Source organism: Streptomyces sp. NPDC032198, from assembly GCF_040636975.1.
GTDB lineage: Bacteria > Actinomycetota > Actinomycetes > Streptomycetales > Streptomycetaceae > Streptomyces.
Genome location: NZ_JBEZVL010000001.1, coordinates 1,107,348 through 1,134,166, shown reverse-complemented (window position 1 = coordinate 1,134,166; position 26,819 = coordinate 1,107,348). Strand labels below are relative to the sequence as shown.

Below are 26,819 nucleotides of genomic sequence, written 5' to 3'. Positions count from 1 at the left end.
CGGCGGTGGGGGGGGGGGGGGGGGGGGGGGGGGGGGGGGGCGCCCCCCCCCCCCCCCCCCCCCACCCCCCCCCCCCCCCCCCCCGGGAGGCCTACGCGTCCGCCGCCTGGGCCCGCAGCGCTCGTTCCACGCCTGCGCGGGACTCCGTGATCAGGCGGCGGAGGGCCGCTGACGGGGACGCCGAGGACAGCCAGGCGTCCGTGGCGTCCAGGGTGGCCTGGGAGATCTGGAGCGAGGGGTACAGGCCCACCGCGATCTGCTGCGCCATCTCGTGCGAACGGGAGTCCCACGCCCCCTTCACCGCCGAGAAGAACTTCTCCGCGTACGGCGCGAGAAGTTCCCGCTGGTCCGTCTGGACGAAGCCGCCGATGACGGACTCCTGGATCGCGTTCGGGAGCTTGTCGGACTCCACGACCGACGCCCACGCCTCCGCCTTGGCCTCCGCAGTGGGCCGCGCCGCCCGCGCCGATGCCGCGTGCCGCTCGCCCGCGGCCGTCTTGTCGCGGTCGAGCTCCGCCGTGATCCCGGCCTCGTCGAGCCGGCCCGTCGCCGCGAGCCGGTGCACGAAGGCCCAGCGCAGCTCCGTGTCCACCGCGAGGCCCTCGACCGACTGCTTGCCGGAGACCAGTTCCTCGATCAGGGTCAGCTGGTCCTCCGTGCGCGCCGTCGCGGCGAACGCCCGTGCCCACGCCAGCTGGTGGTCGCTGCCCGGCTCCGCCGAGCGGAGGTGCGCGAGCGTCGCCTCGGTCCAGCGGGCGAGCGCCTCGTCACGCCCGGCGGGAGCCGCGTACAGCTCGAGGGCCAGCTTGACCTGACGGTGCAGGGACTGGACGACCCCGATGTCCGACTCCTTGGCGATGCCGGACAGGACGAGGGAGAGGTACTCCCGCGTGGGGAGTTCCGCGTCCCGCGTCATGTCCCACGCCGACGCCCACGACAGCGCCCGCGGCAGCGACGCCTCGAAGTCACCGATGTGCTCCGTCACGAAGGCCAGGGACTCCGTGTCCATGCGCACCTTCGCGTACGAGAGGTCGTCGTCGTTCAGGAGGATCACGTCCGGGCGCTCGCGGCCCACCAGCGCGTCCACCGCCGTCAGTTCGCCGTCCACGTCCAGCTCGACGCGGTCCGTGCGCAGCAGCTTGCCGCTCTCCTCGTCGAGGTCGTAGAGGCCGATCGCGATCCGGTGCGGGCGCAGCGTCGGTTCACCCTGTGCGCCGGCCGGGAGCGCCGGGGCCTCCTGCTTCACCGCGAACGACGTGATCCTGCCGGAGGTGTCGACGTCGACCACCGGACGCAGGACGTTGATGCCGGCCGTTTCCAGCCACTTCTTCGACCAGGTCTTCAGGTCGCGCCCGCTGGTCTCCTCAAGGGCGCCGAGCAGATCGGACAGGCGCGTGTTGCCGAACGCGTGCGCCTTGAAGTACGCCTGCACGCCCCGGAAGAACTCGTCCATGCCGACGTAGGCGACCAGCTGCTTGAGGACGCTCGCGCCCTTGGCGTACGTGATGCCGTCGAAGTTGACCAGCACGTCGTCGAGGTCGCGGATGTCCGCCATGATCGGGTGCGTGGAGGGCAGCTGGTCCTGGCGGTACGCCCACGTCTTCATGGAGTTGGCGAACGTCGTCCAGGAGTGCGGCCAGCGCGAGTTCTCCGCGTACGCCTGGCAGGCGATGGACGTGTACGTGGCGAACGACTCGTTCAGCCAGAGGTCGTTCCACCACTCCATCGTCACCAGGTCGCCGAACCACATGTGGGCCAGCTCGTGGAGGATGGTTTCCGCGCGCGTCTCGTACGCCGCGTCCGTCACCTTCGAACGGAACACGTACTGGTCGCGGATGGTCACCGCGCCCGCGTTCTCCATCGCGCCCGCGTTGAACTCAGGCACGAAGAGCTGGTCGTACTTGGCGAAGGGGTACGCGTAGTCGAATTTCTCCTGGAACCACGCGAAGCCCTGCCGAGTGACCTCGAAGATCGCGTCCGAGTCGAGGAACTCCGCGAGCGACGGCCGGCAGTAGATGCCGAGCGGAACCGATTGGCCGCCAGGACCCTCGTATGAGCTGTGGACCGAGTGATACGGACCGACGATGAGCGCCGTGATGTACGTCGACATGCGCGGCGTAGGCTCGAAGACCCAGACGTCACCGCTGGGCTCCGGGGTCGGCGAATTCGAGATGACCGTCCAGCCCGACGGCGCCTTCACGGTGAACTGGAACGTTGCCTTCAGGTCGGGCTGCTCGAACGAGGCGAAGACCCGGCGCGCGTCGGGAACCTCGAACTGCGTGTAGAGATAGGCCTGTTGGTCGACCGGGTCGACGAACCGGTGCAGACCCTCACCCGTATTGGTGTAGTCGCAGTCGGCGACCACCTTCAGCTCGTTCGGCCCCGCCTCCAGGTGGCTCAGCGCGATGCGCGAGTCACGGAAGACGGCGGCGACGTCCAGCGCGTGGCCGTTCAGGACGACCTCGTGGACCGCCGGGGCCACCAGGTCGATGAAGGTCTCGGCGTTCGCCTCCGCGGAGTCGAAACGCACGGTGGTCACCGAGCGGTAGGTGCCGCCCTCTTGCGCGCCGGAGAGGTCGAGATCGATCTCGTACGCGTCAACGGCGAGCAGCTTCGCCCGCTGCTGCGCCTCTTCGCGGGTCAGATTGGTGCCGGGCACGCGGTCATCTCCTCAGGTACGACTTGTGACGTTTCCAGCCATCCTTCCACGTGGATCAGCGGGCGTGCCGGGGCATTGTCCGCAGGCCGTCACGCGGCATTGTTCGCGGGCTGCCGTGCCGCTAGCATCCGCGCGTCGACACACGCCCCGGGGGGAGCGTTCATGGATCTTCGACGGCTGCCGCGCCTGTCGCGATTACCCCGATTACCCCGATTACGTGGCGCGGGGTGCGCCGCATGATCGACGTGCTCGTCGCGGGAGCCGGGATCGGCGGGCTCACCACCGCGCTCAGCCTGCATGCGGCGGGCATCGGGGTACGGGTCATCGACGCGGTGGACGCGCTGCGGCCCGTCGGGGTCGGCATCAACCTTCTGCCGCACGCGGTGCGGGAGTTGACGGAGCTCGGCCTCGGCGCCGAGCTGGCCGCCACGGCCGTGCCGACCGCCGAGACGATCCACTTCGACCGGCACGGCAACTACATCTGGGGCGAGCCGCTGGGGCTCGCGCGCGGCCACCACTACCCGCAGTACTCCCTGCACCGCGGCGCCCTGCAGCTCATCCTCCTCGACGCCGTCCGCGACCGTATCGGCGAGAACGCCGTCCAGACCGGTACGGCGTTCGTGCGGTACGCCGAGCCGGAGGGGTCGGGGGCGCTGCGGGTGACCCTGCGGGACGTGCGGCGCGGGCGGGAGTTCGCGGTGCCGGTGCGGGCCCTGATCGGCGCCGACGGCCTGTACTCGGCGGTCCGGGCCCGGCTGCATCCCGGCGAGGGGCCGCCGCTGTGGAACGGCATCCGGATGTGGCGGGGCATCACCGAGTGGGACCCGGTGCTCGGCGGCCGGACGATGGCCTTCGCGGGCAGCAACGCGACCGCCAAGCTCGTCGTCTACCCGATCTCGCGGGAGGCGGAGACGCGGGGGCGCGCGCTGCTCAACTGGGTGGCGGAGGTGCGCTACCCGGTCCATCACCACGGGTCGCCGGGCCCGGTGGACTGGAACCGCGCGGGACGCCTCTCCGACGTCCTGCCGCACTTCTCCGGGTGGCGGATCGGGGACCTGGACGTGCCCGCGCTGCTCGCCGCGACCGGGTCCACGAGCCGGATCCTGGAGTACCCGATGGTGGACAGGGACCCGCTGCCGTGGTGGGGGCGCGGACCCGTGACGCTGCTTGGCGACGCGGCGCATCCGATGTACCCCGTGGGGTCGAGCGGCGGCTCGGAGGCGGTGCTCGACGCACGGGTGCTCGCGCGGTGCGTGGCCCTTGCCGGGGCGGACCGGGTGGCCGGGCTGCGGGCCTATGAGGCGGCGCGGTGGGGTGCCGCCAATGTCGTGGCCCTTGCGAATCGCGCGATGCCGGTGGACGAGGTGCTGCGGACCGTGGCTGAGCGGGCTCCGGAGGGATTCGCGCGGGTGGAGGACGTCTTGACGGGGGAGGAGCTGGCGGGGTTGGGGGAGGGGTATCGGCGTATGCGGGGGGATTGGTAGCAGCGGGTGCGGCGGCGGGCACCGACCAGCCGGTCGTGCGGGCCCTCCCGGCCTCCTCCGCGCCTCCTCCCCGCTCTTCAAGAACCGGCCCGCTGTTCAAGAACCCGAGGAGAGCGACGTCCGGAATCCGCCAGCCCCCGCCCACCCCCACGCGCGACCCTCGATCCATGACCGCAACGACCTACACCCCTCTCCCGATCGACCCCGTCGCCCTCAAGCAGCTCCGCGACACCGACGACGCCGGACGCCCCTGCCTGCCCTACGTGGACGAGGAGGGAGGCGACCCCCTCCGCTGCTGTCTGCGCCCCGTCGCCCCCGGCGAACGCGTCGCCCTCGTCTCGTACGCGCCCCTGCGCCGCTGGGCCGAGCAGACCGGTGCCACCCCCGGTGCCTATGACGAGCAGGGACCCGTCTTCATCCACGCGGACGACTGCGAGGGCCCGGCGCCCAGCGGCGGGCAGTACCCCTTCGCCCGGCCCGGATCCCTGCGCACCCTGCGCCGCTACAGCGCCGAGGGCCGCATCGTCGGGGGCCGCCTCCTTGAGATCCCGGCCCCGGCCACGGAAGGCTTCGACGCCGCCTTCGCGGAGGCCTTCGCCGACCCGGAGGTCGCCCTCGTGCACGTCAGGGCCGTCGAGTACGGCTGCTTCCACTTCGAGGTCCGCCGCCCTTAGCCACGGCTGGGCGATCGCATCGCGGTGGCGTCCGTGCTCGGTGTCCACGCAGGTACGTTCCTCGGTGAACTGGCGGGCTGGCGCTGGGCGTTCGCGGTGATGGGGGCGTTCGCGCTCGCGGTCGCCGGGCTGCTCGCGGCGGTGCTCCCGCCGCTGCCGGCGTCGGCGGCGCTGCGGCTCGGCGCGTTCCCCGGGCTGCTGCGGAACGCGCGGCTGCGGGCCGGGCTCCTGGTGGTGCTTTCCCTGGTGACCGGGCACTTCGCCGCGTACACCTACGTACGCCCCGTCCTGGAGCGGGTGCCCGGCCTGGGCGCCGGGCTGATCAGCGGGCTGCTCCTCGTGTACGGGGTCGCGGGCATCGTCGGCAACTTCACGGGCGGCGCGCTCGCGGCCCGCGACCCGCGCCGGGCGCTGCTCGCCATCTCCGCGAGCCTGGCCGCCGTGGTCCTGCTGCTCGGGCCTGCGGGCGGCTCGCTCCTGGCGTCCGTGGCGCTTCTCGTCGCGTGGGGCCTGGCCTACGGCGGGGTCTCCGTCTCCACCCAGCAGTGGATCCTGGCCGCCGCGCCGCGCGCCCGTGAGGCGGCGTCGGCAGCGGCCTCGCGGCGCTCGCCCTGCTCGTCACCGGGCTTGCGAAAGGGGCGGCCACCGAATAACCGGGACCGCCCCCATCGGCGTACGTATGAGAAGAGCGTCAGCCCTTGAGCTCGGCCGCCACCAGCTCCGCGATCTGCACCGCGTTCAGCGCGGCGCCCTTGCGGAGGTTGTCGTCGGAGATGAAGAAGGCCAGGCCGTTCTCCACCGTCTCGTCGTTGCGGATGCGGCCCACGAAGGCCTCGTCCTTGCCCGCCGCGACCTGCGGGGTCGGGACGTCGGTGAGGATGACGCCCTCGGCCGACGCGAGGAGCTCGGTGGCGCGCTCGGCGCTCAGCGGACGCTCGAAGCGGGCGTTGACCTGGAGGGAGTGACCGGTGAAGACCGGCACGCGGACGCAGGTGCCGGAGACCTTGAGGCCCGGGATCTCCAGGATCTTGCGCGATTCGTTGCGGAGCTTCTGCTCCTCGTCGGTCTCGTTCAGACCGTCGTCGACGATGGAGCCCGCGAGCGGCAGGACGTTGTACGCGATCGGCGCGACGTACTTGTTCGGCGCGGGGAACTCCGTGGCCGAACCGTCGTGCGTCAGCTTCGGCGCGTCGTCGCCGACCTTCTTGACCTGCTCGAAGAGCTCGTCGACACCGGCGAGGCCCGAACCGGACACGGCCTGGTACGTCGCCACGACGAGCGCGGTGAGCCCGGCCTCCTTGTGCAGCGGCTTCAGGACCGGCATGGCGGCCATCGTCGTGCAGTTCGGGTTGGCGATGATGCCCTTGGGGCGGTTCGCGATCGCGTGCGGGTTGACCTCGGAGACGACGAGGGGGACCTCGGGGTCCATCCGCCAGGCGGAGGAGTTGTCGATCACGACGGGGCCCTGCGAGGCGACCTTCTCGGCCAGCGCCTTCGAGGTGGCGCCGCCCGCGGAGAACAGGACGATGTCGAGGCCGCTGTAGTCGGCCGTGGAGGCGTCCTCGACCGTCACACCGTCGAGCTTCGAGCCGGCCGAGCGGGCCGAGGCGAACAGGCGCAGCTCGTCCACCGGGAAGTCCCGCTCGACGAGGATCTTGCGCATGACCGTGCCGACCTGACCGGTGGCTCCGACGATTCCGACCTTCACAGGAACTTCCTCCGTATGTGCATGGGCATAGGCATTGGCCTGTGCGTTCCATCATGCGTCTGTCCACGGCCGCCTTGTCCAATCCATTGTCCGGAGTACGGGATGTCACATTCCCGTCGTCCCCGGCCGAACGTTTCCGGCCGCCCCGCGTCCTAGGGGAAACGTGGGGACGGGAGGGGTGTCTTGCTGCGCGGAATAACGCGACGGGACCGGCGGGACCATGAGGAACGGTCCGATCCGCTCGATGCGGCCCAGGAGGACCGGGTGCGGGCGGTGCTCGCGCTCGGCGGAGTGCCGCACGCCGATCTGCCCGACGGCGTCCAGCAGGTCAGGCTCAAGCTCCTGGAGCGGGCGGCGGACGGGCGCGAGGCGCCTCGTGACGTGTCCGCGTGGGCGGCGGTCGTCGCCTCGAATCTCGCCATGGACTGGCATCGGGCGCGCCGACGGCAGGAGCGGCTCGGGGAGCGGCTCGCCGTGCTGTGGCGGGAGACGACGGACGAGGACGGGGCGGAGTCGCGGGCGCTCTCGATGGCCGTGACCCAGGGCCTGGAGGCGCTGCCCGACACCCAGCGGCAGGTCGTCGTGCTGCGTTTCTACGCCGATCTGCCGGTACGGGCGATAGCGGACGAACTGGGCATTCCGGAGGGCACGGTCAAGAGCAGGCTGCATACGGCGGTACGGGTCCTGCGGACGCGGCTGCACGAGGGTGAGGTGGTGTGAGGGTGGCCAAGGACGAGTACGACGCGCTGATGCTGGCCCTCACGGACGATTCCGTGCCCGGTGGCCCGGGGGCGGACCCGGAGCTCGCGGCGGAGCACGCCGAGGCTGTGGCGGATGTCGCACTGCTGCGGGAGCACATCGGGGTGGTCGGCCGGGCGCTCGCGGCTCCGGAGCCCGGACCGGCAGCGGTGCCGAAGCCGAAGCCAGTGCCGAAGCCGAAGCCGAAGCCGAAGCCCGTACCGGACCGGCGGACCGGCCTACGCCCCGCCGGAGCCCGGCGGCGGCGCGTGACCCTGGCGCTCGGCCTCGCCGCGGCCGCGGCGGCCGTCTCGCTGGTGGGCGGGGCCGCCTGGCTCGCGATGGAGGGCGGGGGCGGGGTCAGCCAGAGCTCCGCCGACTCCGACGCGGCGAAGGGGGCGGCGCCGGGGGCCGGGGACCGGAAGTCCGGGGCCTACGTGCCCTGCGCCCGGCTCATCGTGGAGGGCACGGTGAACCGGGTCGAGTCGGTGCCCGGCGGCGTCCAGGAGCGGATCGTCCTGGACGTGACCCGCTACTACAAGCCGAGCCACGGGGCCGAGCAGGTCACGTTCGTGATGGATGTGGACGTGGACCCGCGCCTTCGCCCCGGCGACCGGACCTTGATCGGCATCCCGAAGGGGGAGGCGTCACCGGACCTCTGGTCCAACAGTGAGGCGGGCGTCGCCAGGGACCGGGCGTTCATCGAGCGGGAGCTGCGACAGGACAAGGGCAAGGACAGGGACAGGGACAAGGACAGGGACAAGGGGAAGGGGGCGGAGAAGGGGGCGGGGATGGCCTGCTGAGTGCGGAAATGCGCTGGGCGTAAGGGTCACTAGGGCCTTATGGTTACTACATGATGACCCAAGTGCCCGCGTCCGAGCCTGACTTCACCCCGCTGGACGACGTCTTCGTCCGCAAGCACATGGGCGTGCCGGACCTCGACGTCACCGACTGGACCCTGGTGGTGGAAGGCCTCGTCGAGCGTCCGCTGCGCCTGGACATGGACGCCCTGCTCGCGCTCGGCACGCACCGGCTGCCCGCCTTCCACGAGTGCTTCGGGAGCCCCTTCGCGCCGGACGTGCCGACGCGGGCGGTGGCGCAGGTGGAGTGGGCCGGGGTGCCGCTCGCCGCGCTCCTTGACCGGGCGGCGCCGCGCGCGGCCGCACGGCACGTCTGGTTCGAGGGCGCGGACACGGGGTCGTTCCACGGGCAGGACGGCCTCACGTACGTCAAGGACCTGCCCCTGGACGTGGCCCGCCGTGATGTCTTCCTCGCGCACCGGATGAACGGGGAGCCGCTCCGTGCCCAGCACGGGTTTCCCCTGCGCGCGGTGGTGCCGCGGATGTTCGGCACGAACTCGGTGAAGTGGCTGACCCGGGTCGTCCTCGCGGACCGCAGGGCGGACAACGTGTTCACCACGCAGTTCTACAACCGCGTCCTGCCGGGGGAGACGTCCCTCAGTCCGGTGCGGGAGGTGGACGTCAGCAGCAAGTGGTTCACGCCGGGCGATGGGGAGGAACTCGCCGCGGGGAACGTGGAGTTGAGCGGCCGGGCGTGGAGTGCGACGGAGGTCGTGGCGGTCGGGATCTCGGTCGACGGGGGCCCTTGGGAGGCGGCCGTGGTGGACCCGCCGGGCGCGGGCCCGACGTGGCAACGCTTCACCCTGACCCGGGAGTTGGCGCCGGGGCCGCATCGGATCCGCTGCCGGGCGAGGGATCTTGCCGGGCGCGTACAGCCGCTCGCGGGGGCGCGTAACGCGGTGCACGAGGTCGGGGTCGAGGTGGTGGGGGACTGACTACCCCCACCACCCCGACCCCGGAGACGGCCGCGACGGCCTAAGAGGCGGCCTAAGAAACGACCTTCTCGATGAGCACGCTGCCCGTGCCGGCCACCGTGCCCCGGCCGTTCAGGAGGGACACCTCGCCGAACAGCTGGCGGCCGTCGGCCGCCGGAGCGTCCGCCGCGACCTGAGCGGTGACCTGGGCCGAAGCGCCGTTCGCCAGCTTCACCGGCGCCGACTCGTCGACCTTCACCGAGCCGAGCGCGGCCGAGAAGAAGACGTCACGGTAGTCGTACGCCGTGGCGCCGGACGGGACGGAGTAGCCCGCCACCTGGATCTCGTACGTGCCCGCGGCGGGCTTGGTCAGGCTGACCGACTCCTCCGAGTCGCCGTCCGCCGACGAACCCACGACCGCGCCGTCCTTCAGGACCGACAGGTCGAGGTCGGCCGCGGTGTCCGCCGTCGAGCCGATGGCGACGTCGAGCCGCTGCGCGCCCTCGGGCACGACCACGGTCGTCTTCTGCGTCTCGCCCTGCTTGATCGTCGGCTTCGCCGCCTTCGCGGAGCCGAGCGGGCCGCCCTTCAACTTGCCGTCAACGGCGGCGAAGTTGTTGGTGACCTTCCAGGAGACGGGGGCCGGAGTGCCGACCTTCGCCTCCGGCACCGTCTGCACGGCGGGGTCGAAGGCGACACCCAGCGCGGAGACGTCCAGCTTGTACGGGTTGTCGAGGAGCGGGGACGTCCTGCGCGACTCGACCTCGATCTCCCAGACGCCCGGCTGCGGCTCCGGGTACGAACGCAGGTCGGGGCGGCAGGTGTTGGCCGGGTTCTCGTAGTTCGCGTAGCAGACGAGCGACGACGTCGAGTCGAGCGGCACGCCGTACGGGTGCACCGCGATGAACCGCGTCTGGCTCTTGTCCTTCAGGCCGCCGAGCGCCATCTCAAGGGACTTGGCGCCCTTCGGCACCGTCACGAAGTACGACGTGGTGCTGTTGCGCTGCACCGCGTCGGACGCCGAGAACGTGTACGCGGGCTTGGCGAGCGGCGCCGAGACGACGACCGTGGACATGATCTGCTGGTCGATGCCCTCGGTGCGCTCGTCGTCGACCGTCAGGATCGCGCTGTGCAGCCCGGCAGACTTGGCCTTCGCCTGCACCTTGACCGTGACCGGCTTGTTCAGGGGCAGCGTCACCGCGCCCTTGCCGAGCAGCTTGAAGGTGTGCTCGTGGTTGTTGACCAGGTCCAGCTCGTGGCGGATGCCGCGGTCCGGGCCCGAGGTACGGGTGATCGTGACGTCGTACGTCCGCTTCTGGCCGGTCTTCAGGCCGCCCTCGCGGTCGTAGATGCCGGTGCCGGGCTTCTTCAGCTCCTGCTCAAGGGCGGTGTCGACCGGGGCCTTCACCGTGTACGTGTGCGCCTTCGCGTCGTCCTCGATGGCGTTCCAGGCGTCCACGACGTCGATCAGGCCGGTGCCCTGCGCGTACGCCTGCTCACCGCTGATGTGGCTCGCGGTCGAGGTCAGCGCCGTGCGCAGCTTCGCCGGGGTGAGGTCGACCTTCTCCCGCTTCGCGGCGGAGAGCAGCAGCGCGGAAGCGCCGGCGGCCTGCGGGGACGCCATCGACGTGCCCTGCAACATCGAGTAACCGGCGGGCAGTTGGTAGCCCGCCTCGGCGACCGGGGCGCCCGGCAGCCAGGTCTGCGTGGTGTTGATGGCCGAGCCCGGCGCGGAGATGATCGGCGCGAAGCCGCCGTCCTCACGCGGGCCGCGCGAGGAGAAGGGCATCATCGCGTACTTCTTCTCCACGGCGGAGCCGTAGTTGGCGGCCCAGGTCTCCTTGGAGATGGCGGCGCCGACCGAGATGACCTTGTCCGCGAGGCCGGGGTCGCCGATGGTGTTCGCGCCGGGGCCCGAGTTGCCCGCGGAGATCACCAGCTGGACGCCGTACTCGTCGATGAGGCGGCCGTAGAGCACGGCACGCGCGTTGTTGCCGTCGTTCAGCGCCGGGAGGCCGCCGATCGACATGTTCACGATGTCGACGCCGCGCTTCGTCACGAGGTCGATCATGCCCTCGGTGAGCGCGACGTTCGTGCAGCCGCCGGTCCAGGTGCAGGCACGCGAGGAGACCAGCTTGGCGCCGGGGGCGGCGCCGTTCATCTTGCCGCCGAACAGGCCGTTGGCCGCGGTGATGCCCGCGACGTGCGTGCCGTGCTCGGACTCGATGACGCCGATGTTGACGAAGTCGGCCTTCTTGCCGACCCAGTCGCCGCCGTACGGGTCGGTCGGCACGTCCTTGCGGATCTCGACGACGAACGGGACGCGCTCGACGACGTCGGTCGCCGGGTCGTCCTTGCCGAAGTAGGCGACCTGGTGGTCGTCCTTGTACGGCTTCATCGTCTCGTCGTCGGTGAAGTCGTTGTTGTCGTTCAGGTCCACGCGAACAGTGCCGGCGGCCGGGTCGTAGAGCACGCCCCAGCTGTCGGTGGTGTCGCCGTCACGGTTGATGTCGCCCTTGGCGTCGCCGCCGGTGGTGGCCGACTCGCGGAACCGGTTGACCTGGAAGGAGCCCGCGGGGGCCTTCCACGTCTCGCCGTCCCAGGTGAAGACGGGTCCGGTGACGGGGTTGGTCATCCGGCGCCAGGTGGCGTCCGCGTCCACGATCGGGTCGGTCGCGGTCACCCAGTCGGTGATCTTCCGCTCGCCCGTGGAGGTCTTCTTGAGCGCGGGGTGACCCAGGTCGATGCCGGAGTCGAGGATGCCGATGGTGGTGCCTCGGCCGTCCGCCTTCGGGTGCTTCTTCACGAAGTCGACGGCGCCCGTCTCGAAGGACGGGTTGTACGGGTTCTTCGCCGGGGTGTCCTTGCCGGGCCCGGCGTACGTCCCCTCGGCCGCCTTCTTCGCGCCCTTGGCCCGGTCGGCAGCGGGCGTCGGGTCGTCGAGCTCGATCTCGTGCCGCAGGTCGATGCCCTGCACGGACGACAGCTTCCCGGCGGCCTCGATGGCGGCCTCGGCTTTCGCGGTGGGCACGGTGGCGCGTACGTAGCCGAGCTTGTCGTACGTCCGGCCGACCGAACCGCCCTTGACGGCGTCGAGCTGGTCCGCGACCTGCTCGGTGGCGCCCGGCGCGGTGGCGACCATCATCGTGACGGTCTTCTCGCCGTCGGCCTGGGCCTCGGCGAGGAGGTCGGCGTCGGCCGAACCCAGTTTGTTGTCGGCGGACTTGGGGGTGGTCCGACCCCCGGGGTCGCCGTCGGCCGCGAGGGCCATGGGTATGGGCCCGGCGGCGGAGAGCGCGGCGGTCAGACCGACGGCTATCGCGAGGCGGGTCGTGCGTCTAGCACTGGATCTGTGCATCAGCATCCCTGTACGTAAAGGTCGAAAAGGTCCGGAATCCGGAACCGGATGACCGCTCAGCTTTACGTAAGTGACTGCTGTTTGGGGAGAGTTGTCGGGCTTCGATCGCCGCGTGACGCAATCCCGCCATACGTCATCGGCGACATAGCGGGTGATTTTCCTCGCCGGGGCGGGCGGCGTTCCCGCGGCGACGTGGGCGCCCGAGTGCCCGCGCACCGGCGGGCGGTGTTTGCGTCCCAGTTGGGCGGGCACGGTTGCCAGCCACACCCTCGATGAGCGCACGCGCCGAAGGAGAAAACGTCTATGACACAGGGCGAACCGGCCATCAGGAACCCCGACAAAGGCTATGTGGCTCTTCTTGGCTGGAGTCTCAACGCGGTGGAAGCCCTGGACCGGTTCGACCGGAGATACGTGGTCGTGGCGCCGGAGTGGGCCGAGGAATACTGCGTCGAGCACGACATCCCCTTCGTGCCGTGGAATTTCGAACGGCTCAACGACCGTTCCATGGAGATCGCCGAGACGCTGAAGAAGGAGGGCGTGGACGTCGCGATCCCCCTCTACGAGGAAACGGTCGAATGGGCGGGGGCGATCAACTCCGTACTCCTCGACAATCCGCGTCTGTACGGTCAGGCCATGCTGCTGCGGGACAAGGCGCTGATGAAGCGCCGCGCACAACTGGGCGGCATCCGGGTCGGAATCTTCGAGGAGGCCCACGACCGGGACGACGTGACCCGCTTCCTCAAGCGCGTCAACCAGACCCTGCTCAAGCTGGACGGCGACCCGAACGACCCGATCCACCTCAAGGCGTTCGACAAGGCGGGATGCCTCGGGCACCGCGTCATCCGCACCCCCGACGAGGTCGACACGATTCCGGACGAGGAGTTCCCGGTCCTCATGGAATCCCACCTCGACGGCTGGGAGTTCGCGGTCGAGGCGTGGGTGCACAACGGCAAGATCAAGTTCCTCAACATCTCCGAGTACGTCACGCTGGGATATTCGGTGTTCGTGCCGGCGACGCCGGAACTTGAGCGGTACCGACCGCAGATCACGGCGCAGATCGAGAAGCTCATCAAGACGTTCGACATCGAGTTCGGCTTCGTGCACCCGGAGTACTTCGTCACCAGCGACGGCGAGATGTACTTCGGCGAGGTCGCCTACCGGCCGCCGGGCTTCAAGGTGTTCGAGCTGCTTGAGCGGGCGTACGGTTTCAATGCCTACCAGGGGCTGGTCCTGGCCTTCGACCCGAAGACGACCGAGGAGGAGATCGACGCCTTCTTCCCGCGCGAGGTCGTCGACGCGTCCGGGGTCGCGGGGTGCTTCGGCGTCTACCCGCGCCGCCGCGTGGTCAGCGAACTGGAAATCCCGGAGGAGACCGAGGACGACGACTACTACGAGTCGCACGACCTCTCCACACCGCTCGAGGAGACCGTCACCAAGAGGACCGCGTTCGGCACCCACTGGGGTCTGCTGTACTTCTTCGGTGAAGACCCGTACCGGATGCGTGACCTGCTGAAGAGGCAGGAAGAGCTCGACTTCTACGTCTGACGACACCGTGGACGCAGGAGGCCAACCCGAGGGAACCCCTTTGAAACCGACCGTCGACGTCAACGGCGGGGCCACGACGCTGGACAAGCGCGTGGCCTCGCTCGACGACGCCATCCAGGCCATGGCCGAAACCCGCGAGTTCGGCAAGCACACGAAGCTGCGGCGGGTCCTGGAAGCCTTGCGGCGGGTGCTCACGCAGCCGGGCGGCGCCGCGGCGGTCCAGGCAAGGGCGCAGGCCCTTGAGGAAGCCGGGCTCTTCCTGGAGACGGACTGGGCGTCACCGGAGATCCTCGTCCCGGCGCTGGTCGGCGGGAGCCTGCACAGCCCGGACGCGGACACCGTCGTCATGGAGGCGGCCAGCGAGCTGCGCATGCTCGCGGTCGCCCGCGGCGACTTCGCGCACCCGACGGTGACCGCCGAGGACGCCCGCCAGTTCCTGTCCCAGGTCCTTGCGAAGAACCTGGAGCTGCTGTTCAGCGCGCCCGGCGAGGCGGAGCGGGCCCAGCAGGGCAGGACCGCACAGCTCGTCCGGGACCTGTTCCGCCGGCTCGGCGACGAGATCGGTTACGACAGTGTCCTGGACGATCTGGTCGACGAGATCTGGCGGATCCTGCGCCAGCGTCCGATCCAGGTGGAGCCGGTGCAGTCCCTGATCACCCGGATCGCGGTCTACCGCAACGACCCGGACGTCGCTCTGGGCGTGTCCTCGGGACAGGGCATCGACCGGCTCATCACGAGCCTGTTCGGGACCACCGAGGCGTGCCGGGACGACCCCGGCGTCGACGTCTTCCGCTCCCGCCTTGAAGCGATGGACGCCGGCGCCCTCCAGTACGAGGCGACGGGGTTCGCGCGGGCGATGCACGACACCGGCCTGGTGTCGCCGTACCACGCGGAACTGCTCCGGTTCCTCCTGCGCGAGAGCGACTACCTCGTCGGCGAGGCGCTCGGTCTCTCCGACACCGGCCGCAACTGCCTGATGCGCTACAGCCAGTTGGTGCACCGGCTGATCGACGTGGCGATCCACCCGCAGACCGCGCAGAGCATCTACGGTCTCGCGCTGCTGCTCGACCGCGGCATCCTCTACGAGCCGCCGGTGGTGCCCGCGCTCTGGCGCCAGCTGGCCCTCGTGCTTTCCCCGGTCGCGCGGGAGCGGCTGACGACGGTCTTCGGCGAGGAGCCGGAGCCGCGGGCGCGGCTGGTCGCGGGGGTGCTCTCGATGCTGGGGCAGCCGCTCGGTGTCGGTCAGGGCGACAACCCCACCTGCCAGTCGGCCCGCGCGCTGTCGATGTGGTCCTACAACGACCCGGACTACCTGCTGCAGATGGTGGTCTGGGCGGCCCGCGACGACGAGGTCCTCATGCACTTCGAGGGGCAGCCGATCTCGTCGAAGGACAGCGCGGGTGGCGTCGCGAGCACGCTGCCGATGGACCTGGACCCCGTGTCGCTGCTCGTGGTGCCCCACCTGGACCGGATCTACGCCGAGATGGGGCGACGCTGCGCCGAGCGGCCGGGGGACCCGCACCGGTGGATCAACCCCGAGTTCCACGGCTGGTGGACGGCCCGCGGGTTCCACATCAACGTCGATGTCGCGACCGGGAACCTGGTCGACCTCGACGCGTTCCTGCGGCAGTTCCACGCCGACTACCACCCGTCCTACAACGGCGAGCAGCCGCTGATCCATCCGCAGCCGGCCGGCGTCGCCGTCACCGACAGCGCGGCCCGCTACGTCGGCTGGCACGCGATCACGATCCTGCGGGTCGCGCCGGACCCGCAGGACGTCATGCGGGTGTACTTCTACAACCCGAACAACGACAGCGGCCAGGACTGGGGCGACGGCGTCGTCGTCTCCACCGCGGGCAACGGCGAGCGGTTCGGCGAGGCCTCGCTGCCGTTCGACCAGTTCGCCTCGCGGCTCTACATCTTCCACGCCGACCCGCTCGAACACGGCGAACCGGAGCGGGTGCCCGCCGAGGACATCGCCGGGATCATCGGCTACATCGAGCGCAGCTGGGGCAACGACCGGCTGCCCGGGGGGACGCTGCAAGCGCTCGAACAGCGGGCCTAGGCCTCGCGGGCCCGTGCGTAATGGCGCGAGGCCTTCGCGCGGTTCCCGCAGGCGGCCATGGAGCACCACCGCCGGGTGCCGTTGCGTGACGTGTCGAAGAAGTGCAGGACGCACGCCTCGTGGGCGCAGGGCCTGATGCGGTCCGGCGCGGTGGCGAGCAGCGTCAGGTAGTCGCGCGCCGCGAGCCAGGCCGCGCCCCACGTCACGTCCTTGAACTCCGGCTCCTCACCCGGCCCTTGGGGGGACAGGGTCGCCCTGATCCGCCCGTGCTCCAGGACCTTGTTGACGCGGGCGATCCCGGCGGCGGCGTGGGGGGCGTCCATGTCGCCTCCGTCCACGACGGAGGCGATCGCGTCGCGCGCCCGCAGCACGTGTTCCAGCGTCGTCGCGTCCGCGCCGAACCGGTCGTCGAGCCCGTTGGCGCCGAGCCAGACGGCAAGGCCCCCGACGTCGGTCAGCAGGTCTTGGCGTACGCCGTCCGCCATCCACCGGGTGTTGAGCAGGTCGAGGGAGAGCGGCTCCCCGACGAGCGGGCGGGGGTCGGTGCGGTCGCGGGGTGCGGCGGCCATGGGGGCTCCCTTCGAGGGTAACCAGTAAAGGGTACGTGACTGGTTGACGCTCCCCAGTCTAACCACTAACGTCACTTTTAACGGTTAACCCGCGTGGGGCGGGCCACCGCCGACAAAGGGGAGAGCCATGACCGCGACCAGCACACTGCGCACCGGCCACATCGGCCTGAACGTCACGGACATCGAGCGCTCGCTCGCCTTCTACCGCGACGTCATCGGCTACGAGGTGCTCGGCGAGGGCAAGGAAGAGGGCCGCAGATTCGCCTTCCTCGGACAGGACGGCACCCTGGCGCTCACGCTCTGGCAGCAGGCGGACGCTGCGTTCGCCCCGAGGAACGCGGGCCTGCACCACCTCGCGATCGAGGTCGACACCATCGACCAGGTCCGCACGCACGAGAGCGCCTTGCGCGCGTACGGGGTGGAGTTCGCCTACGAGGGTGTCGTCCCGCACGGCGAGGGCGCCGCGTCCGGCGGGATCTTCTTCCACGACCCGGACGGCACACGCCTGGAGATCTACGCGGCCTCTGGCGCGGGCGCGGGTTCTGGCGCGGGCGCCTCCGAGCAGGCTCCGGTGCCGGACGCGCCGACCTGCGGCTTCTTCTAGTCTCCGGCCCCGCGGCCCGATGCCGTCCGCGGGTCGTTCGTGGCCGGTCGCGCAGTTCCCCGCGCCCCTTCGGGGCGCTCCCCGCATGGCCCGGCAGGAGTGACATGACCCCGCACGCCCCGTACCACCACGGCTCACGCGCCGTCCAGGATCTCGTCGGCGTACGGGAACTGGCCGACCACGTGGGCCGGTCCATAGGCCCGGGGATCCGCCCCGTCGCCGCCGCCTTCCTCGAACTGCAGCCCATGCTGGTGATCGGCGGGGCGGATCCGGCGGGCGCCGTCTGGGCCTCGCTGCTCACCGGTGCACCCGGGTTCGTGCGGGCCACCGGGCCGCGCCAGATGTCGGTCGCGGGCAGCCCGGGCGAGGGCGACCCCCTCGCGCCCGCCCTCGCCCAGGAGGGCACCCCCGTGGGCACCATCGCCCTGGACCCCCGCACCCGCCGCCGCATGCGCCTGAACGGCAGGGCCCGCCCGACCCCGCGCGGCCTGGCCATCGAGGCCGACCAGGTCTTCTCGAACTGCCCCAAGTACATCCAGAAGCGCGAGCTGCTGCCCGGCGGGCGCTCCGGCGGCCCCTCCACTCCGACGCACGGGGCGGAACTCACCGACGAGCAGCGCACGCTCATCGCCGCCGCCGACACCTTCTTCCTCGCCACCGTCCACGCGCACGGCGCGGACGCCAGCCACCGGGGCGGCAACCCCGGCTTCGTCCACGTCACGTCCCCCACCGAACTCACCTGGCGGGACTACCCCGGCAACTCCATGTTCCTGACCCTCGGCAACCTCGCCACCGACCCCCGCGCCGGGCTCCTCTTCCTCGACTGGACGACCGGCACCACCCTCCAGCTCACCGGCACGGCCCGCACGGACCACGCCGCCGACGGCTCCCGCACCCTCCGCTTCACCCTCACCGAGGCGGTCCTGACCCCCTCCGCGAGCCCCTGGCAGTGGTCCGCCCCCGACTACTCCCCTGCCAATCCCCGCCAAGGGGACTAGCGTCACTCTGTGCACAAAGAGCTCCGGGTGGCGGCCTACGCCGTATGCGTACAGGACGGGCAGCTGCTGCTCGCCCGCTGGGTGGCGGGCGACGGCAGCAAGCGCTGGACGCTGCCCGGCGGCGGGATGGACCACGGCGAGGACCCGTACGACACGGTGATCCGCGAGGCCGACGAGGAGACGGGGTACGTCATCGAGCCCCGCGTGCTGCTCGGCGTCGACTCGCTGCGCCGCCGCTATCCGCGCAAGCTCGGTGCCGTCGCCGACTTCCACGGCCTGCGGATCGTCTACGAGGCGCGGATCACCGGCGGCGAGCTCCGGCACGAGCAGGACGGATCCACCGATCTCGCGGCCTGGCACGCGCTGGACGCCGTCTCCGATCTCGACCGGGTCGGGCTCGTCGACATCGGCCTCGACCTGTGGCGGACCCGGCCGGACGACGGACACCTCGCGGAGCCCGTCTGAGCCTCCGCAGCGCCTTCCCTTCCCCGGAAGATGAACGTGGAGTGACCGCCTCCTCTCGGCCCGGAGAGGGCTGCGTGACCGCGGAGGGTGCCCGATGATCCACGTACGGTGATCGGCGTTGCCCGTTGCGGTCTCGTTAACGTGCAGGTCATCCCGGATGTCAACGATCCAGTACGAGCGGGAATTTCGCGCACTGCGGAGCTGCCCGCGACCACTGCCGACGCGTTTGCAATCGGGGAGACCGCGCCATGTCGCGCATACGCTCTGTCGCCACCGCCGCCCAGTCCGCCACCCACTCCGCCGTCTCCGCCGTGGACCGCCGGGCCTTCCTGGCGACCACCGGAGCCGTCTCCCTCTCCGCGGGCATCGGCTACGCCCTGCGGCCCGGCACCAGCCATGCCGCCGCCAGCGGGCCCGCCCCCGTCGCGCTCTCCCGCCAGGCGCCCGCCGCGCCGCTCGCGCCCTACCGGGGCGGCACCACGCTGGGGGCCGTCGCCACCCCGCGCGGCACGTCCGGCTACCGGCGGCTCGGCGACGGTCCGGCCTGGGACCGCGTGGTCCGCGGTGACCTCGCCGCCGCCAAGAACGGCCGCGAGGGGCGGCGCACCCCGCTCGCCGCGTTCGTCCAGTTCACCGACCTGCACCTGGTCGACGTGCAGCACCCGCTGCGGTACGAGTACCTGCGCGCCCAGACCGCCAGCGCCTGGCGCCCGCAGGAGGCCCTCTCGGTGGCGGGCGCGGTCGCGCTCGTCGAGCGGGTCAACGCACTGCGCGGCGCGCCCGCCACCGGATCGCCGCTGCACTGCGTGGTGACGACGGGCGACAACACGGACAACAACTCCCGCTCCGAGCTCGACTGGTTCCTCAAGACCATGAGCGGCGGGCGCATCACCCCCAACACCGGTGACCCGCGCCGCTACGAAGGCGTCCAGGACAGCGGCCTGAAGCTGTACTGGCACCCGGACGACACCCGCCGCGACGCCGACAAGGCCCTCGGCTTCCCGCAGATCAACGGCTTCCTGGAGGCCGCCCTGCGCGAGGTCAACAGCCCCGGCCTCGGGCTCCCCTGGTTCTCGACCGTGGGCAACCACGACGCGCTGCCCGGCGGCTGCTGGGGCCCCGGAGACTCGTACTTCTCCGAATTCGCCGTGGGCGGACGCAAGTTGATGTCCCTGGACGAGTCGCGCGGTGCCGCCCTGTGGAAGGCCGTGAAGAAGGGCCGCGATCCAAAGGGCGCGCACTTCAAGGAGCTTCTGAAGAGCGAGGCGCGGCGGATGCGTTCGGTCACCCCGGACGAGAGCCGCGCGCCGTTCACCCCCGCCGAGTACGTCAAGGCCCATCTCGACCCGGCGTACAAGGGCCACGGTCCCGCCGGGCACGGCTACACGCAGGAGAACCTCGACGCGGGCACCCAGTACTACTCCTTCCACATCAGCGACGACGTGCTCGGCATCAGCCTGGACTCCACCGACCCCGGCGGGCACTACGAAGGCTCGCTCGGCACCGCCCAGCTGGACTGGCTGGAGCGGGAACTGAAGGCGAACGAGGCGAAGGACGGCGGCGGTTCGTACGTCATCGTCTTCAGCCACCACACCAGCAAGACCATGCACAACCTGCGCCAGGACCCGGACCGCCCGCGCGAGGGCAGGCACGGCGGCGACGAGATCGTCGCGCTCCTGGCCCGCCACCGTTCCGTCCTGGCCTGGGTCAACGGCCACAGCCACAAGAACGACATCACCGCGCACCAGACCCCGCGCGGCTCCCTCTGGGAGATCTCCACGGCCTCGCACATCGACTTCCCGCAGCTGGCCCGCGTGGTGGAGCTGAGCGACAACCACGACGGCACGATCTCCCTCTTCACCACCCTCATCGAATCGTCGGCCCCGCACCGCACGGATTACGCCGATCTCTCCCAGACCGGTCTCGCCGCGCTCTACCGCGAACTGTCCTTCAACGCCCCGGGTGCCAAGCCCGCGCTGGGCGGCGAGCCGGGCGACCGGAACACGGAACTCATCCTCAAGAAGGGCTGAAACCCGCTCAACCCGCGCGAGGCGGTCAACCCCCGCCTCAGTCCCGTGAGTCCCTCCCGCCGACCGCACGTCGTGACCAGAGGTCGTGAACAGAGGTCGTGAACAGAGGGGGAGACATGGCAGCACGCAGGACACGCAGGAGAGGCCTGACGGGGGTGGCCGCAGGGGTGGCCATGACGGTGGCGGCGGGGGCGTTCGCGGCGCCGGCGCTCGCCGGGGAGTCCGGCGGCGGCACCGGGCACGGCGAGCGGCACCGGGCGACCCAGAAGGCGATGGAAGCGGCCCTGAACGAGAACGGCCCCGGGGTGACCGTGCAGGCCAGGGACAGGCAGGGGGCCTGGAACTCCGCCGCGGGCATCGGGAACCTCGAACGGCAGAGCCCGCGCGGCGCCCACGACCGCTACCGCGTGGGCAGCATCACCAAGACGTTCGTCTCGACGGTGCTGCTCCAGCTGGTGGCGGAGAAGAAGCTGAGCCTCGACGACACGGTGGGGCGGTGGCTGCCGGGTGTCGTCGAGGGCCACGGCCACGACGGGGACAGCATCACCGTCCGCCAGCTCCTCAACCACACGAGCGGCATCTTCGACGTGACGGGCGACGCGGGCTTCCAGGACAAGGTGTTCACCGAGAAGTTCCTCGAGCACCGCTACGACACCTGGACCCCCGAACAGGAGGTCGCCATCGCCATGCGCCACCAGCCGGACTTCGCGCCCGGCACCGACTGGAAGTACTCCAACACCAATTACGCCCTCGCCGGGATGATCGTCGAGAAGGTGACGGGCACGTCGTACGCGGACCAGATCCGGCAGCGGATCATCAAGCCGCTCGGCCTGCGTGCCACCAGCGTCCCCGGGACCAATCCGAAGATGCCGCAGCCGAGTTCGCGTGCCTACACCAAGCTGTCCGACGCCCCGGACGCCAAGAACCACGACGTGACGGAGCTCAACCCGTCCGTGGCGGGTCCGGCGGGCGAGATGATCTCCAGCTCGGCGGATCTCAACCGCTTCTACACGGCCCTGCTGCGCGGCAGGCTGCTGCCGAAGAAGCAGCTCGCCGAGATGAAGACGACCGTCGCGAAGGGCGCGGACGACCCCGGCGCGCGGTACGGACTCGGCCTGGAGAGCCGCCGGACGTCCTGCGGCACGGTCGTCTGGGGCCACGGCGGCGACATCCACGGCTCGTCGTCCGGGGCGGTGGCGACCGAGGACGGCCGGCACGCGCTCGCGCTGAACTTCAACGGTCCGGACGGCGACCGTTCCGCGATCATCGACGCGGAGTACTGCGCGAAGTGACGTAGGGCGAAGCCTGGTTGCGTACGTGAGAGGGGGCGGGCCCGCAGCCGCGGGTCCGCCCCCTCTCGCTCCCCTCCTGGCACGCGCTATCTGGGCAGCACGACCACATACGCGGCCGGATCGCGGTCGGTCGACGCCATCAGAGCGGTCCGTACGACGGTCGCCTGCTGTTCGAGCGACTCGCGCAGCTTCTTCGGCGTCAGGTGGACGACGGTGATGCCCAGACGTTCCAAGTGGTCCCGCTTGCGCGCGTATTCGGACCACAGCGCGTCGTCGTCCGGCCGGAACCCCTGCCGGGGCGCCCGGGTGTCCAGCTCCACCGCCACCGCGAGATCGGGCCAGTAGGCGTCGACGCCCCCGAGGTGCGGTCCGCCGGGCAATCGCAGGTCGACGTTCCACAGCGGATCGGGCAGACCGTGCTCGGCGACCATCCGGTACAGCCTGTCCTCGGCGATGGCCCGCCCCTCGGCGAGCAGCGAGTCCACCGCGTCCACGACATGCGGGCGGGTGAGCAGCTTCGCCAGGTTCAACTCCCGCACGATCGCCGCCGGTTCGCAGTGTCCGCCCCGCACCGCCTCGGTGAGCAGCCTGCGCACCGCGCTCGCCTCGGTGAGCCCCGCCACGGCGTCGGCGAGCGCGCGCGGCACGGGAGCCACCGGAACTCCGTTGATCTGTACGGCGGTCGGCAGCGCCTGCGTCCGCACGAGCCGGGTGAAGCCGGTGGAGCGCAGCCGCCGGGTGCGCGGGACGAGGACGTCGATGCGGTCCAGGGAGAGCAGCGGGGGAGCCGACGAGAAGCGGTGCAGGGTCAGCGCCGCGAGTCCCGTGATCAGGGCGTCCGCGTACGGGGCGTGGGGCTCGCCCGCGCCGGGCTGTGCGGGCACGGTCTTCGCCGCCCTGGCCGGCGGCCGCCCGGCGAACAACAGGGCGCCGTGCAGGCGCTCTTCACTGGTAGGCGGGCCCGGGTGCAGCAGGCAGACGCCCGGGAGCAGCTGCTGCCACGGCCCTTCCGGACGGCAGTGGGCGGTGACGTCGGCGGGGGAGATGCCGTGGGCGCGGAGCTGGGCGGTGCTCATGACGCGACGCTGGACGTCCGCGAGGTGACGGAGGGGGCGGGGGGAGAGCGGGGTGTTGTGGTTCATGACCGGGCCATTCCCGCTGCCGGTCCGCCCGCTAACCGCTGTTACAGGCCCGTCGACATAACCGGACAACCCCGCACTAAAGTGCAGACGTTCGACTGCCGAAAAGGTCCGTTTGTGTGCGGTACGGGCGGTGGCCCCTGTGGGTGGTGGGGCACGGGTGGGCGCGAGGTGCTCGCGCCCACCCGCATCACGGCCCTAGGAGGAGGCCGCCGCGTCGCAGGCCTGGGCCCGCAGCGTCCGGGCGAGGTCGTCCCTGGCCTCAAGGACGAGCCGGCGCAGGGCGGGCGCGGCCGACTCGTGCGAGGCGAGCCACAGGTCCGCCGCGTCCAGCGTCCCCTGATCGTCCTGCAGGTGCGGGAACAGACCCTTCACGACGTCCATGCCGATCTGGATGGACCGCTCGGCCCACACCCGCTCGATGGCGGCGAAGTACCGGGGCGCGTACGGAGCGGTCAGCTCACGCTGCGACGCCTGCGCGAACCCCGAGATCGTCGCCCCCACCAGTGCGTTGGACAGGGAGTCGGACTCCACCACGGAGGCCCACGCCTGCGCCTTGACCGCCGCGGAGGGCCGCGCCGCCAGGCACCGCACCTGATGCCGCTTGCCCGAAGCCGTGTCGTCCCGGACCAGCTCGGCGGCGAGCACCCCCTCGTCGGCCAGCCCGTGCGCGGCCAGCGGGGCGAGGAAGGACCAGCGCAGCTCCTGGTCGACGTCCAGGCCGTCGATCTTCGCCGTCCCGGCAAGCAGGCCCTGCAGCAGCTGGAGATCGGCCGCCGACGACGCCACCGCGGCGAAGAACCTCGCCCATGTCAGCTGGTTCTGACTGCCGGGCTCCGCGATCCGCAGCTCCCGCAGCGCGCCCTCGGCGAGCGCGCGCCCGCCCTCCTCGCGCCACTCGGGAGCCGCGTAGAAGGTGAGGGCGGAGTCCGTCCAGGTGTGCAGCATCTGCAGCACGCCGATGTCGCTCTCTCGCCCCGCGAACCGCAGCACGAGACCGATGAAGTCCCGTGCGGGCATGAGCCCGTCCCGGGTGAGGTTCCACAGCGCGGACCAGCACAGCGCGCGGGCCAGGGGATCGGTGATGTCGCCGAGGTGCGTCCGCAGCGTGGCGAGGGAGTTCTCGTCGAAGCGGATCTTGCAGTACGTCAGGTCGTCGTCGTTGACCAGGACGAGGTCGGGGGCTTCCTCGCCGGCCAGCTCGGACACGATGGTGCGCGGCCCGTCGACGTCCAGCTCCGCGCGCGCGTACCGCGTCAGCTCGCCCTCGGGCGTGCGGCGGTACAGGCCCACCGCCACGCGGTGCGGACGCAGTTCGGGGTGCGACTCGGCGGCCTCCTGGACCACGGAGAGCTCGGTGATCCGGCCCTCCGCGTTCAGAATGACCTGCGGCGTCAGGGAGTTGACTCCGGCCGTCTGCAGCCACGACTGCGACCAGGACGCCATGTCGCGCCCGGAGGTCTCCTCAAGGACCGAGAGGAGGTCACCGAGCCGGGTGCTCCCGTACGCGTGCCGCTTGAAGTAGCGCCGGGCGCCGTCCAGGAACGCGTCTCGGCCGACGTAGGCGACGAGCTGCTTCAGGACCGACGCGCCCTTCGCGTACGTGATCCCGTCGAAGTTGAGCTTGGCGTCCTCCAGGTCGCGGATGTCGGCCGTGACCGGGTGTGTGGAGGGCAGCTGGTCGGCGCGGTAGGCCCACGCCTTGCGGTTGTTGGCGAAGGTGATCCAGCCGTTGGTGAAGCGCGTCGCCTCGACCATCGAGAAGGACCCCATGAAGTCGGCGAAGGACTCCTTGAGCCACAGGTCGTCCCACCAGCGCATCGTGACGAGGTCGCCGAACCACATGTGCGCCATCTCGTGCAGGATGACGTTGGCCCGGCGCTCGTACGACGCCTGGGTCACCTTGCCGCGGAAGATGAACTCCTCGCGGAAGGTCACACAGCCGGGGTTCTCCATCGCTCCCAGGTTGTACTCAGGGACGAAGGCCTGGTCGTACTTCCCGAAGGGGTAGGGATAGTCGAAGTTGTCGTGGAAGAAATCAAGCCCCTGCTTCGTGACCAGGAAGACGTCGTCCGCGTCGAAGTGCTTCGCCAGGCCCTTCCTGCACATCGCGCCGAGCGGGATGTCCAGCGTCGTGCCGTCGTCGAAGGTGCGGCTGTAGGAGTCCGTCACGTAGTGGTACGGACCCGCGACGACCGCCGTGATGTACGTCGAGATCGGCTTCGTCTCGGCGAACTTCCATACGCCGTCGACCAGCTCACCTGCGCCGTTCGACCAGGCGGTCCAGCCCTCGGGCGCCCGCACCTCGAACCGGAAGGGTGCCTTCAGGTCGGGCTGCTCGAAGTTGGCGAAGACGCGGCGCGAGTCCGCGGGCTCGTACTGCGTGTAGAGGTAGACCTCGCCGTCCTCCGGGTCGACGAAGCGGTGCATGCCCTCGCCGGTGCGGCTGTAGGCGCACTGGGCGTCCACCACCAGTTCGTTCTCCGCGGCCAGGTCCTCAAGGGTGATCCGGGTGCCGTCGAAGACCTCGGCGGGGTCCAGGTCCTTGCCGTTCAGGGAGAGCGCCGTGACGCTCGGGGCGATCAGGTCGGCGAAGCTCGTGGCGCCGGGTTCGGCCGAGCGGAAGCGCAGGGTGGTGACGGAGCGGAACGTGCGCGGCTCCTGGTCGCTCTCGCCGATCGCGGAGCGCAGGTCGAGAAAGACCTCGTACCCGTCGACGGACAACAGCGCGGCCCTTTCCTGGGCCTCGTCGCGGGAAAGATTCTCACCGGGCACGGGCGGTACTCCCTTGTACTCGCGGATGTATGTCGTGGATCGCACGACCTGTACGAATGTCTACGATCCTCGCATGTGCCCCCAGTGCGCGGTATCGGGGAATGCCCGGGTAGATCACTGACGTTCTTCTGGCCAAGCGTGCACGCATTCCCTAGGGAGAGACATGTCCGAGAACGGCCGGTCCGGCAAGACCCCTGTTGACTTCTGGTTCGACCCGCTGTGCCCGTGGGCCTGGATGACCTCGCGCTGGATGCTCGAGGTGGAGAAGGTCCGCGATGTCGAGGTCCGCTGGCACGTCATGAGCCTCGCGGTACTGAACGAGGACAGGCTCGACGAGCTGCCCGAGGAGTACCGCGACATGCTGGAGACGAAGGCCTGGGGCCCGGTCCGCGTGGTCATCGCCGCCCAGCAGAAGCACGGCGACGAGTACACCGGCAAGCTCTACACGGCCCTTGGCACCCGCTTCCACAACCTCGGTGAGGGCCCGACCCGTGAGGCGGTCGTCGGCGCGCTCAAGGACGTCGGCCTGCCCGAGGAGCTTGCGGACCACATGGACTCCGACACCTATGACACCGAGCTGCGCGCCTCCCACAAGGAGGGCATCGAGAAGGTCGGCCAGGACGTGGGCACGCCCGTCATCGCCGTCCCCGGCGCGGACGGCGAGCAGGTCGCGTTCTTCGGCCCCGTCGTGACCCCCGCGCCCAAGGGCGAGGCGGCGGCCAGGCTCTGGGACGGCACGCTCCTCGTCGCGTCCACGCCGGGCTTCTACGAGATCAAGCGGACGCGCACGCAGGGCCCGATCTTCGACTGATCCCCGCCGGTCGGTCAGTCTGCCCACCGTCCCCCGGGACCCGGCATACCGAAAGGCCCCCGTGAGTCATGTCCTCACGGGGGCCTTTCGTCCATCCGCCCGCCCGCGCGAAGGTTGAGAAGACGATCACG

At 70.8% G+C, this 26,819-nt stretch carries 20 protein-coding genes; 14 read left to right on the top strand and 6 right to left on the bottom strand.

Features of this window, described 5'->3' with window-relative positions; genetic code table 11:
• Window positions 1-91 precede the first annotated feature (91 nt).
• The gene (gene pepN, locus AB0E78_RS05095) at window positions 92-2,659 is read right to left on the bottom strand and encodes an aminopeptidase N (RefSeq protein ID WP_361828396.1); all 2,568 of its coding nucleotides are present in this window, start codon (window positions 2,657-2,659) and stop codon (window positions 92-94) included.
• Window positions 2,660-2,895: 236 nt separating this feature from the next.
• Between pepN (AB0E78_RS05095) and AB0E78_RS05090 the strand changes: the two genes are divergently transcribed.
• The 3 genes from AB0E78_RS05090 to AB0E78_RS05080 all read left to right on the top strand — a co-directional run bounded on the left by AB0E78_RS05090 (window position 2,896) and on the right by AB0E78_RS05080 (window position 5,519).
• The gene (locus AB0E78_RS05090; protein WP_361828393.1) at window positions 2,896-4,143 is read left to right on the top strand and encodes a flavin-dependent oxidoreductase; all 1,248 of its coding nucleotides are present in this window, start codon (window positions 2,896-2,898) and stop codon (window positions 4,141-4,143) included.
• Between the two features lie 167 nt (window positions 4,144-4,310).
• Window positions 4,311-4,817 carry a DUF1203 domain-containing protein gene (locus tag AB0E78_RS05085; RefSeq protein WP_361828390.1) on the top strand — a complete coding sequence of 169 codons (507 nt, stop codon included), beginning with the start codon at window positions 4,311-4,313 and terminating at the stop codon, window positions 4,815-4,817.
• 33 nt (window positions 4,818-4,850) lie between these two features.
• Window positions 4,851-5,519, top strand: coding sequence for an MFS transporter (locus AB0E78_RS05080; protein WP_361828387.1), 669 nt, complete (start codon window positions 4,851-4,853; stop codon window positions 5,517-5,519).
• Here AB0E78_RS05080 and AB0E78_RS05075 read toward each other — a convergent pair.
• Window positions 5,509-6,525 carry an aspartate-semialdehyde dehydrogenase gene (locus AB0E78_RS05075; protein WP_361828384.1) on the bottom strand — a complete coding sequence of 339 codons (1,017 nt, stop codon included), beginning with the start codon at window positions 6,523-6,525 and terminating at the stop codon, window positions 5,509-5,511. The two genes, AB0E78_RS05080 and AB0E78_RS05075, sit on opposite strands and share 11 nt — an antisense overlap.
• A 183-nt stretch (window positions 6,526-6,708) precedes the next feature.
• Here AB0E78_RS05075 and AB0E78_RS05070 point away from each other — a divergent pair, with 183 nt between their 5' ends.
• Genes AB0E78_RS05070 through AB0E78_RS05060 form a run of 3 tightly spaced genes read left to right on the top strand, consistent with a single transcriptional unit; the run spans window position 6,709 to window position 9,058 of the window.
• Window positions 6,709-7,245, top strand: a complete 537-nt coding sequence (locus tag AB0E78_RS05070) for a sigma-70 family RNA polymerase sigma factor (RefSeq protein WP_361828381.1) — start codon at window positions 6,709-6,711, stop codon at window positions 7,243-7,245.
• A gap of 2 nt (window positions 7,246-7,247) precedes the next feature.
• A complete protein-coding gene (locus tag AB0E78_RS05065; RefSeq protein ID WP_361828378.1) occupies window positions 7,248-8,066 on the top strand; it encodes a hypothetical protein in 819 nt (272 codons plus the stop codon).
• A 50-nt stretch (window positions 8,067-8,116) separates the two neighbouring features.
• Window positions 8,117-9,058 (top strand): molybdopterin-dependent oxidoreductase, encoded by a 942-nt coding sequence (locus AB0E78_RS05060; RefSeq protein WP_361828375.1) that lies wholly within the window; start codon window positions 8,117-8,119, stop codon window positions 9,056-9,058.
• Between the two features lie 52 nt (window positions 9,059-9,110).
• Here AB0E78_RS05060 and AB0E78_RS05055 read toward each other — a convergent pair whose 3' ends face one another.
• Window positions 9,111-12,395, bottom strand: a complete 3,285-nt coding sequence (locus AB0E78_RS05055) for a S8 family serine peptidase (protein ID WP_361828372.1) — start codon at window positions 12,393-12,395, stop codon at window positions 9,111-9,113.
• Between the two features lie 303 nt (window positions 12,396-12,698).
• On the opposite strand from AB0E78_RS05055, the gene AB0E78_RS05050 reads away from it, so the two are divergent.
• Entirely contained in the window at window positions 12,699-13,940 is a 1,242-nt protein-coding gene (locus tag AB0E78_RS05050; protein ID WP_361828369.1) for a carboxylate--amine ligase, read from the top strand.
• 40 nt (window positions 13,941-13,980) lie between these two features.
• A complete protein-coding gene (locus tag AB0E78_RS05045) occupies window positions 13,981-16,005 on the top strand; it encodes a hypothetical protein (RefSeq protein ID WP_361828366.1) in 2,025 nt (674 codons plus the stop codon).
• Here AB0E78_RS05045 and AB0E78_RS05040 read toward each other — a convergent pair.
• Window positions 16,002-16,574, bottom strand: a complete 573-nt coding sequence (locus AB0E78_RS05040) for a CGNR zinc finger domain-containing protein (RefSeq protein WP_361828363.1) — start codon at window positions 16,572-16,574, stop codon at window positions 16,002-16,004. The genes AB0E78_RS05045 and AB0E78_RS05040 overlap by 4 nt on opposite strands.
• A gap of 127 nt (window positions 16,575-16,701) precedes the next feature.
• Here AB0E78_RS05040 and AB0E78_RS05035 point away from each other — a divergent pair, with 127 nt between their 5' ends.
• From AB0E78_RS05035 to AB0E78_RS05015, 5 genes are all read left to right on the top strand, one after another.
• Window positions 16,702-17,178 (top strand): VOC family protein, encoded by a 477-nt coding sequence (locus tag AB0E78_RS05035; RefSeq protein WP_361828360.1) that lies wholly within the window; start codon window positions 16,702-16,704, stop codon window positions 17,176-17,178.
• Window positions 17,179-17,282: 104 nt separating this feature from the next.
• Window positions 17,283-18,176: a pyridoxamine 5'-phosphate oxidase family protein gene (locus AB0E78_RS05030; protein ID WP_361828357.1), complete on the top strand. Its 894-nt coding sequence runs from the start codon at window positions 17,283-17,285 to the stop codon at window positions 18,174-18,176.
• Between the two features lie 9 nt (window positions 18,177-18,185).
• Window positions 18,186-18,641, top strand: coding sequence for an NUDIX hydrolase (locus AB0E78_RS05025; protein WP_361828354.1), 456 nt, complete (start codon window positions 18,186-18,188; stop codon window positions 18,639-18,641).
• Window positions 18,642-18,889: 248 nt separating this feature from the next.
• Window positions 18,890-20,671, top strand: a complete 1,782-nt coding sequence (locus AB0E78_RS05020) for a TIGR03767 family metallophosphoesterase (RefSeq protein ID WP_361828351.1) — start codon at window positions 18,890-18,892, stop codon at window positions 20,669-20,671.
• A gap of 116 nt (window positions 20,672-20,787) precedes the next feature.
• Window positions 20,788-21,963: a serine hydrolase domain-containing protein gene (locus AB0E78_RS05015; protein WP_361828348.1), complete on the top strand. Its 1,176-nt coding sequence runs from the start codon at window positions 20,788-20,790 to the stop codon at window positions 21,961-21,963.
• An 86-nt stretch (window positions 21,964-22,049) separates the two neighbouring features.
• On the opposite strand, the gene AB0E78_RS05010 is transcribed toward AB0E78_RS05015, so the two are convergent.
• Window positions 22,050-23,105, bottom strand: a complete 1,056-nt coding sequence (locus AB0E78_RS05010) for a hypothetical protein (RefSeq protein ID WP_361828345.1) — start codon at window positions 23,103-23,105, stop codon at window positions 22,050-22,052.
• A 195-nt stretch (window positions 23,106-23,300) separates the two neighbouring features.
• On the bottom strand, window positions 23,301-25,877 hold the full coding sequence (gene pepN / locus AB0E78_RS05005; RefSeq protein WP_361828342.1) for an aminopeptidase N: 2,577 nt from the start codon (window positions 25,875-25,877) through the stop codon (window positions 23,301-23,303).
• Between the two features lie 163 nt (window positions 25,878-26,040).
• On the opposite strand from pepN (AB0E78_RS05005), the gene AB0E78_RS05000 reads away from it, so the two are divergent.
• A complete protein-coding gene (locus AB0E78_RS05000; RefSeq protein ID WP_361828340.1) occupies window positions 26,041-26,688 on the top strand; it encodes a DsbA family protein in 648 nt (215 codons plus the stop codon).
• Window positions 26,689-26,819: the final 131 nt, after the last annotated feature.

Bases quoted from the DNA above. Each gene is read 5' to 3' on its own strand.
- AB0E78_RS05015 (WP_361828348.1), top strand. From the start codon at position 20,788: ATGGCAGCACGCAGGACACGCAGGAGAGGCCTGACGGGGGTGGCCGCA.
- AB0E78_RS05090 (WP_361828393.1), top strand. From the start codon at position 2,896: ATGATCGACGTGCTCGTCGCGGGAGCCGGGATCGGCGGGCTCACCACC.
- AB0E78_RS05000 (WP_361828340.1), top strand. From the start codon at position 26,041: ATGTCCGAGAACGGCCGGTCCGGCAAGACCCCTGTTGACTTCTGGTTC.
- AB0E78_RS05060 (WP_361828375.1), top strand. From the start codon at position 8,117: ATGATGACCCAAGTGCCCGCGTCCGAGCCTGACTTCACCCCGCTGGAC.
- AB0E78_RS05055 (WP_361828372.1), bottom strand. From the start codon at position 12,395: ATGCACAGATCCAGTGCTAGACGCACGACCCGCCTCGCGATAGCCGTC.
- AB0E78_RS05085 (WP_361828390.1), top strand. From the start codon at position 4,311: ATGACCGCAACGACCTACACCCCTCTCCCGATCGACCCCGTCGCCCTC.
- AB0E78_RS05030 (WP_361828357.1), top strand. From the start codon at position 17,283: ATGACCCCGCACGCCCCGTACCACCACGGCTCACGCGCCGTCCAGGAT.
- AB0E78_RS05020 (WP_361828351.1), top strand. From the start codon at position 18,890: ATGTCGCGCATACGCTCTGTCGCCACCGCCGCCCAGTCCGCCACCCAC.
- AB0E78_RS05035 (WP_361828360.1), top strand. From the start codon at position 16,702: ATGACCGCGACCAGCACACTGCGCACCGGCCACATCGGCCTGAACGTC.
- AB0E78_RS05040 (WP_361828363.1), bottom strand. From the start codon at position 16,574: ATGGCCGCCGCACCCCGCGACCGCACCGACCCCCGCCCGCTCGTCGGG.
- AB0E78_RS05010 (WP_361828345.1), bottom strand. From the start codon at position 23,105: ATGAACCACAACACCCCGCTCTCCCCCCGCCCCCTCCGTCACCTCGCG.
- AB0E78_RS05050 (WP_361828369.1), top strand. From the start codon at position 12,699: ATGACACAGGGCGAACCGGCCATCAGGAACCCCGACAAAGGCTATGTG.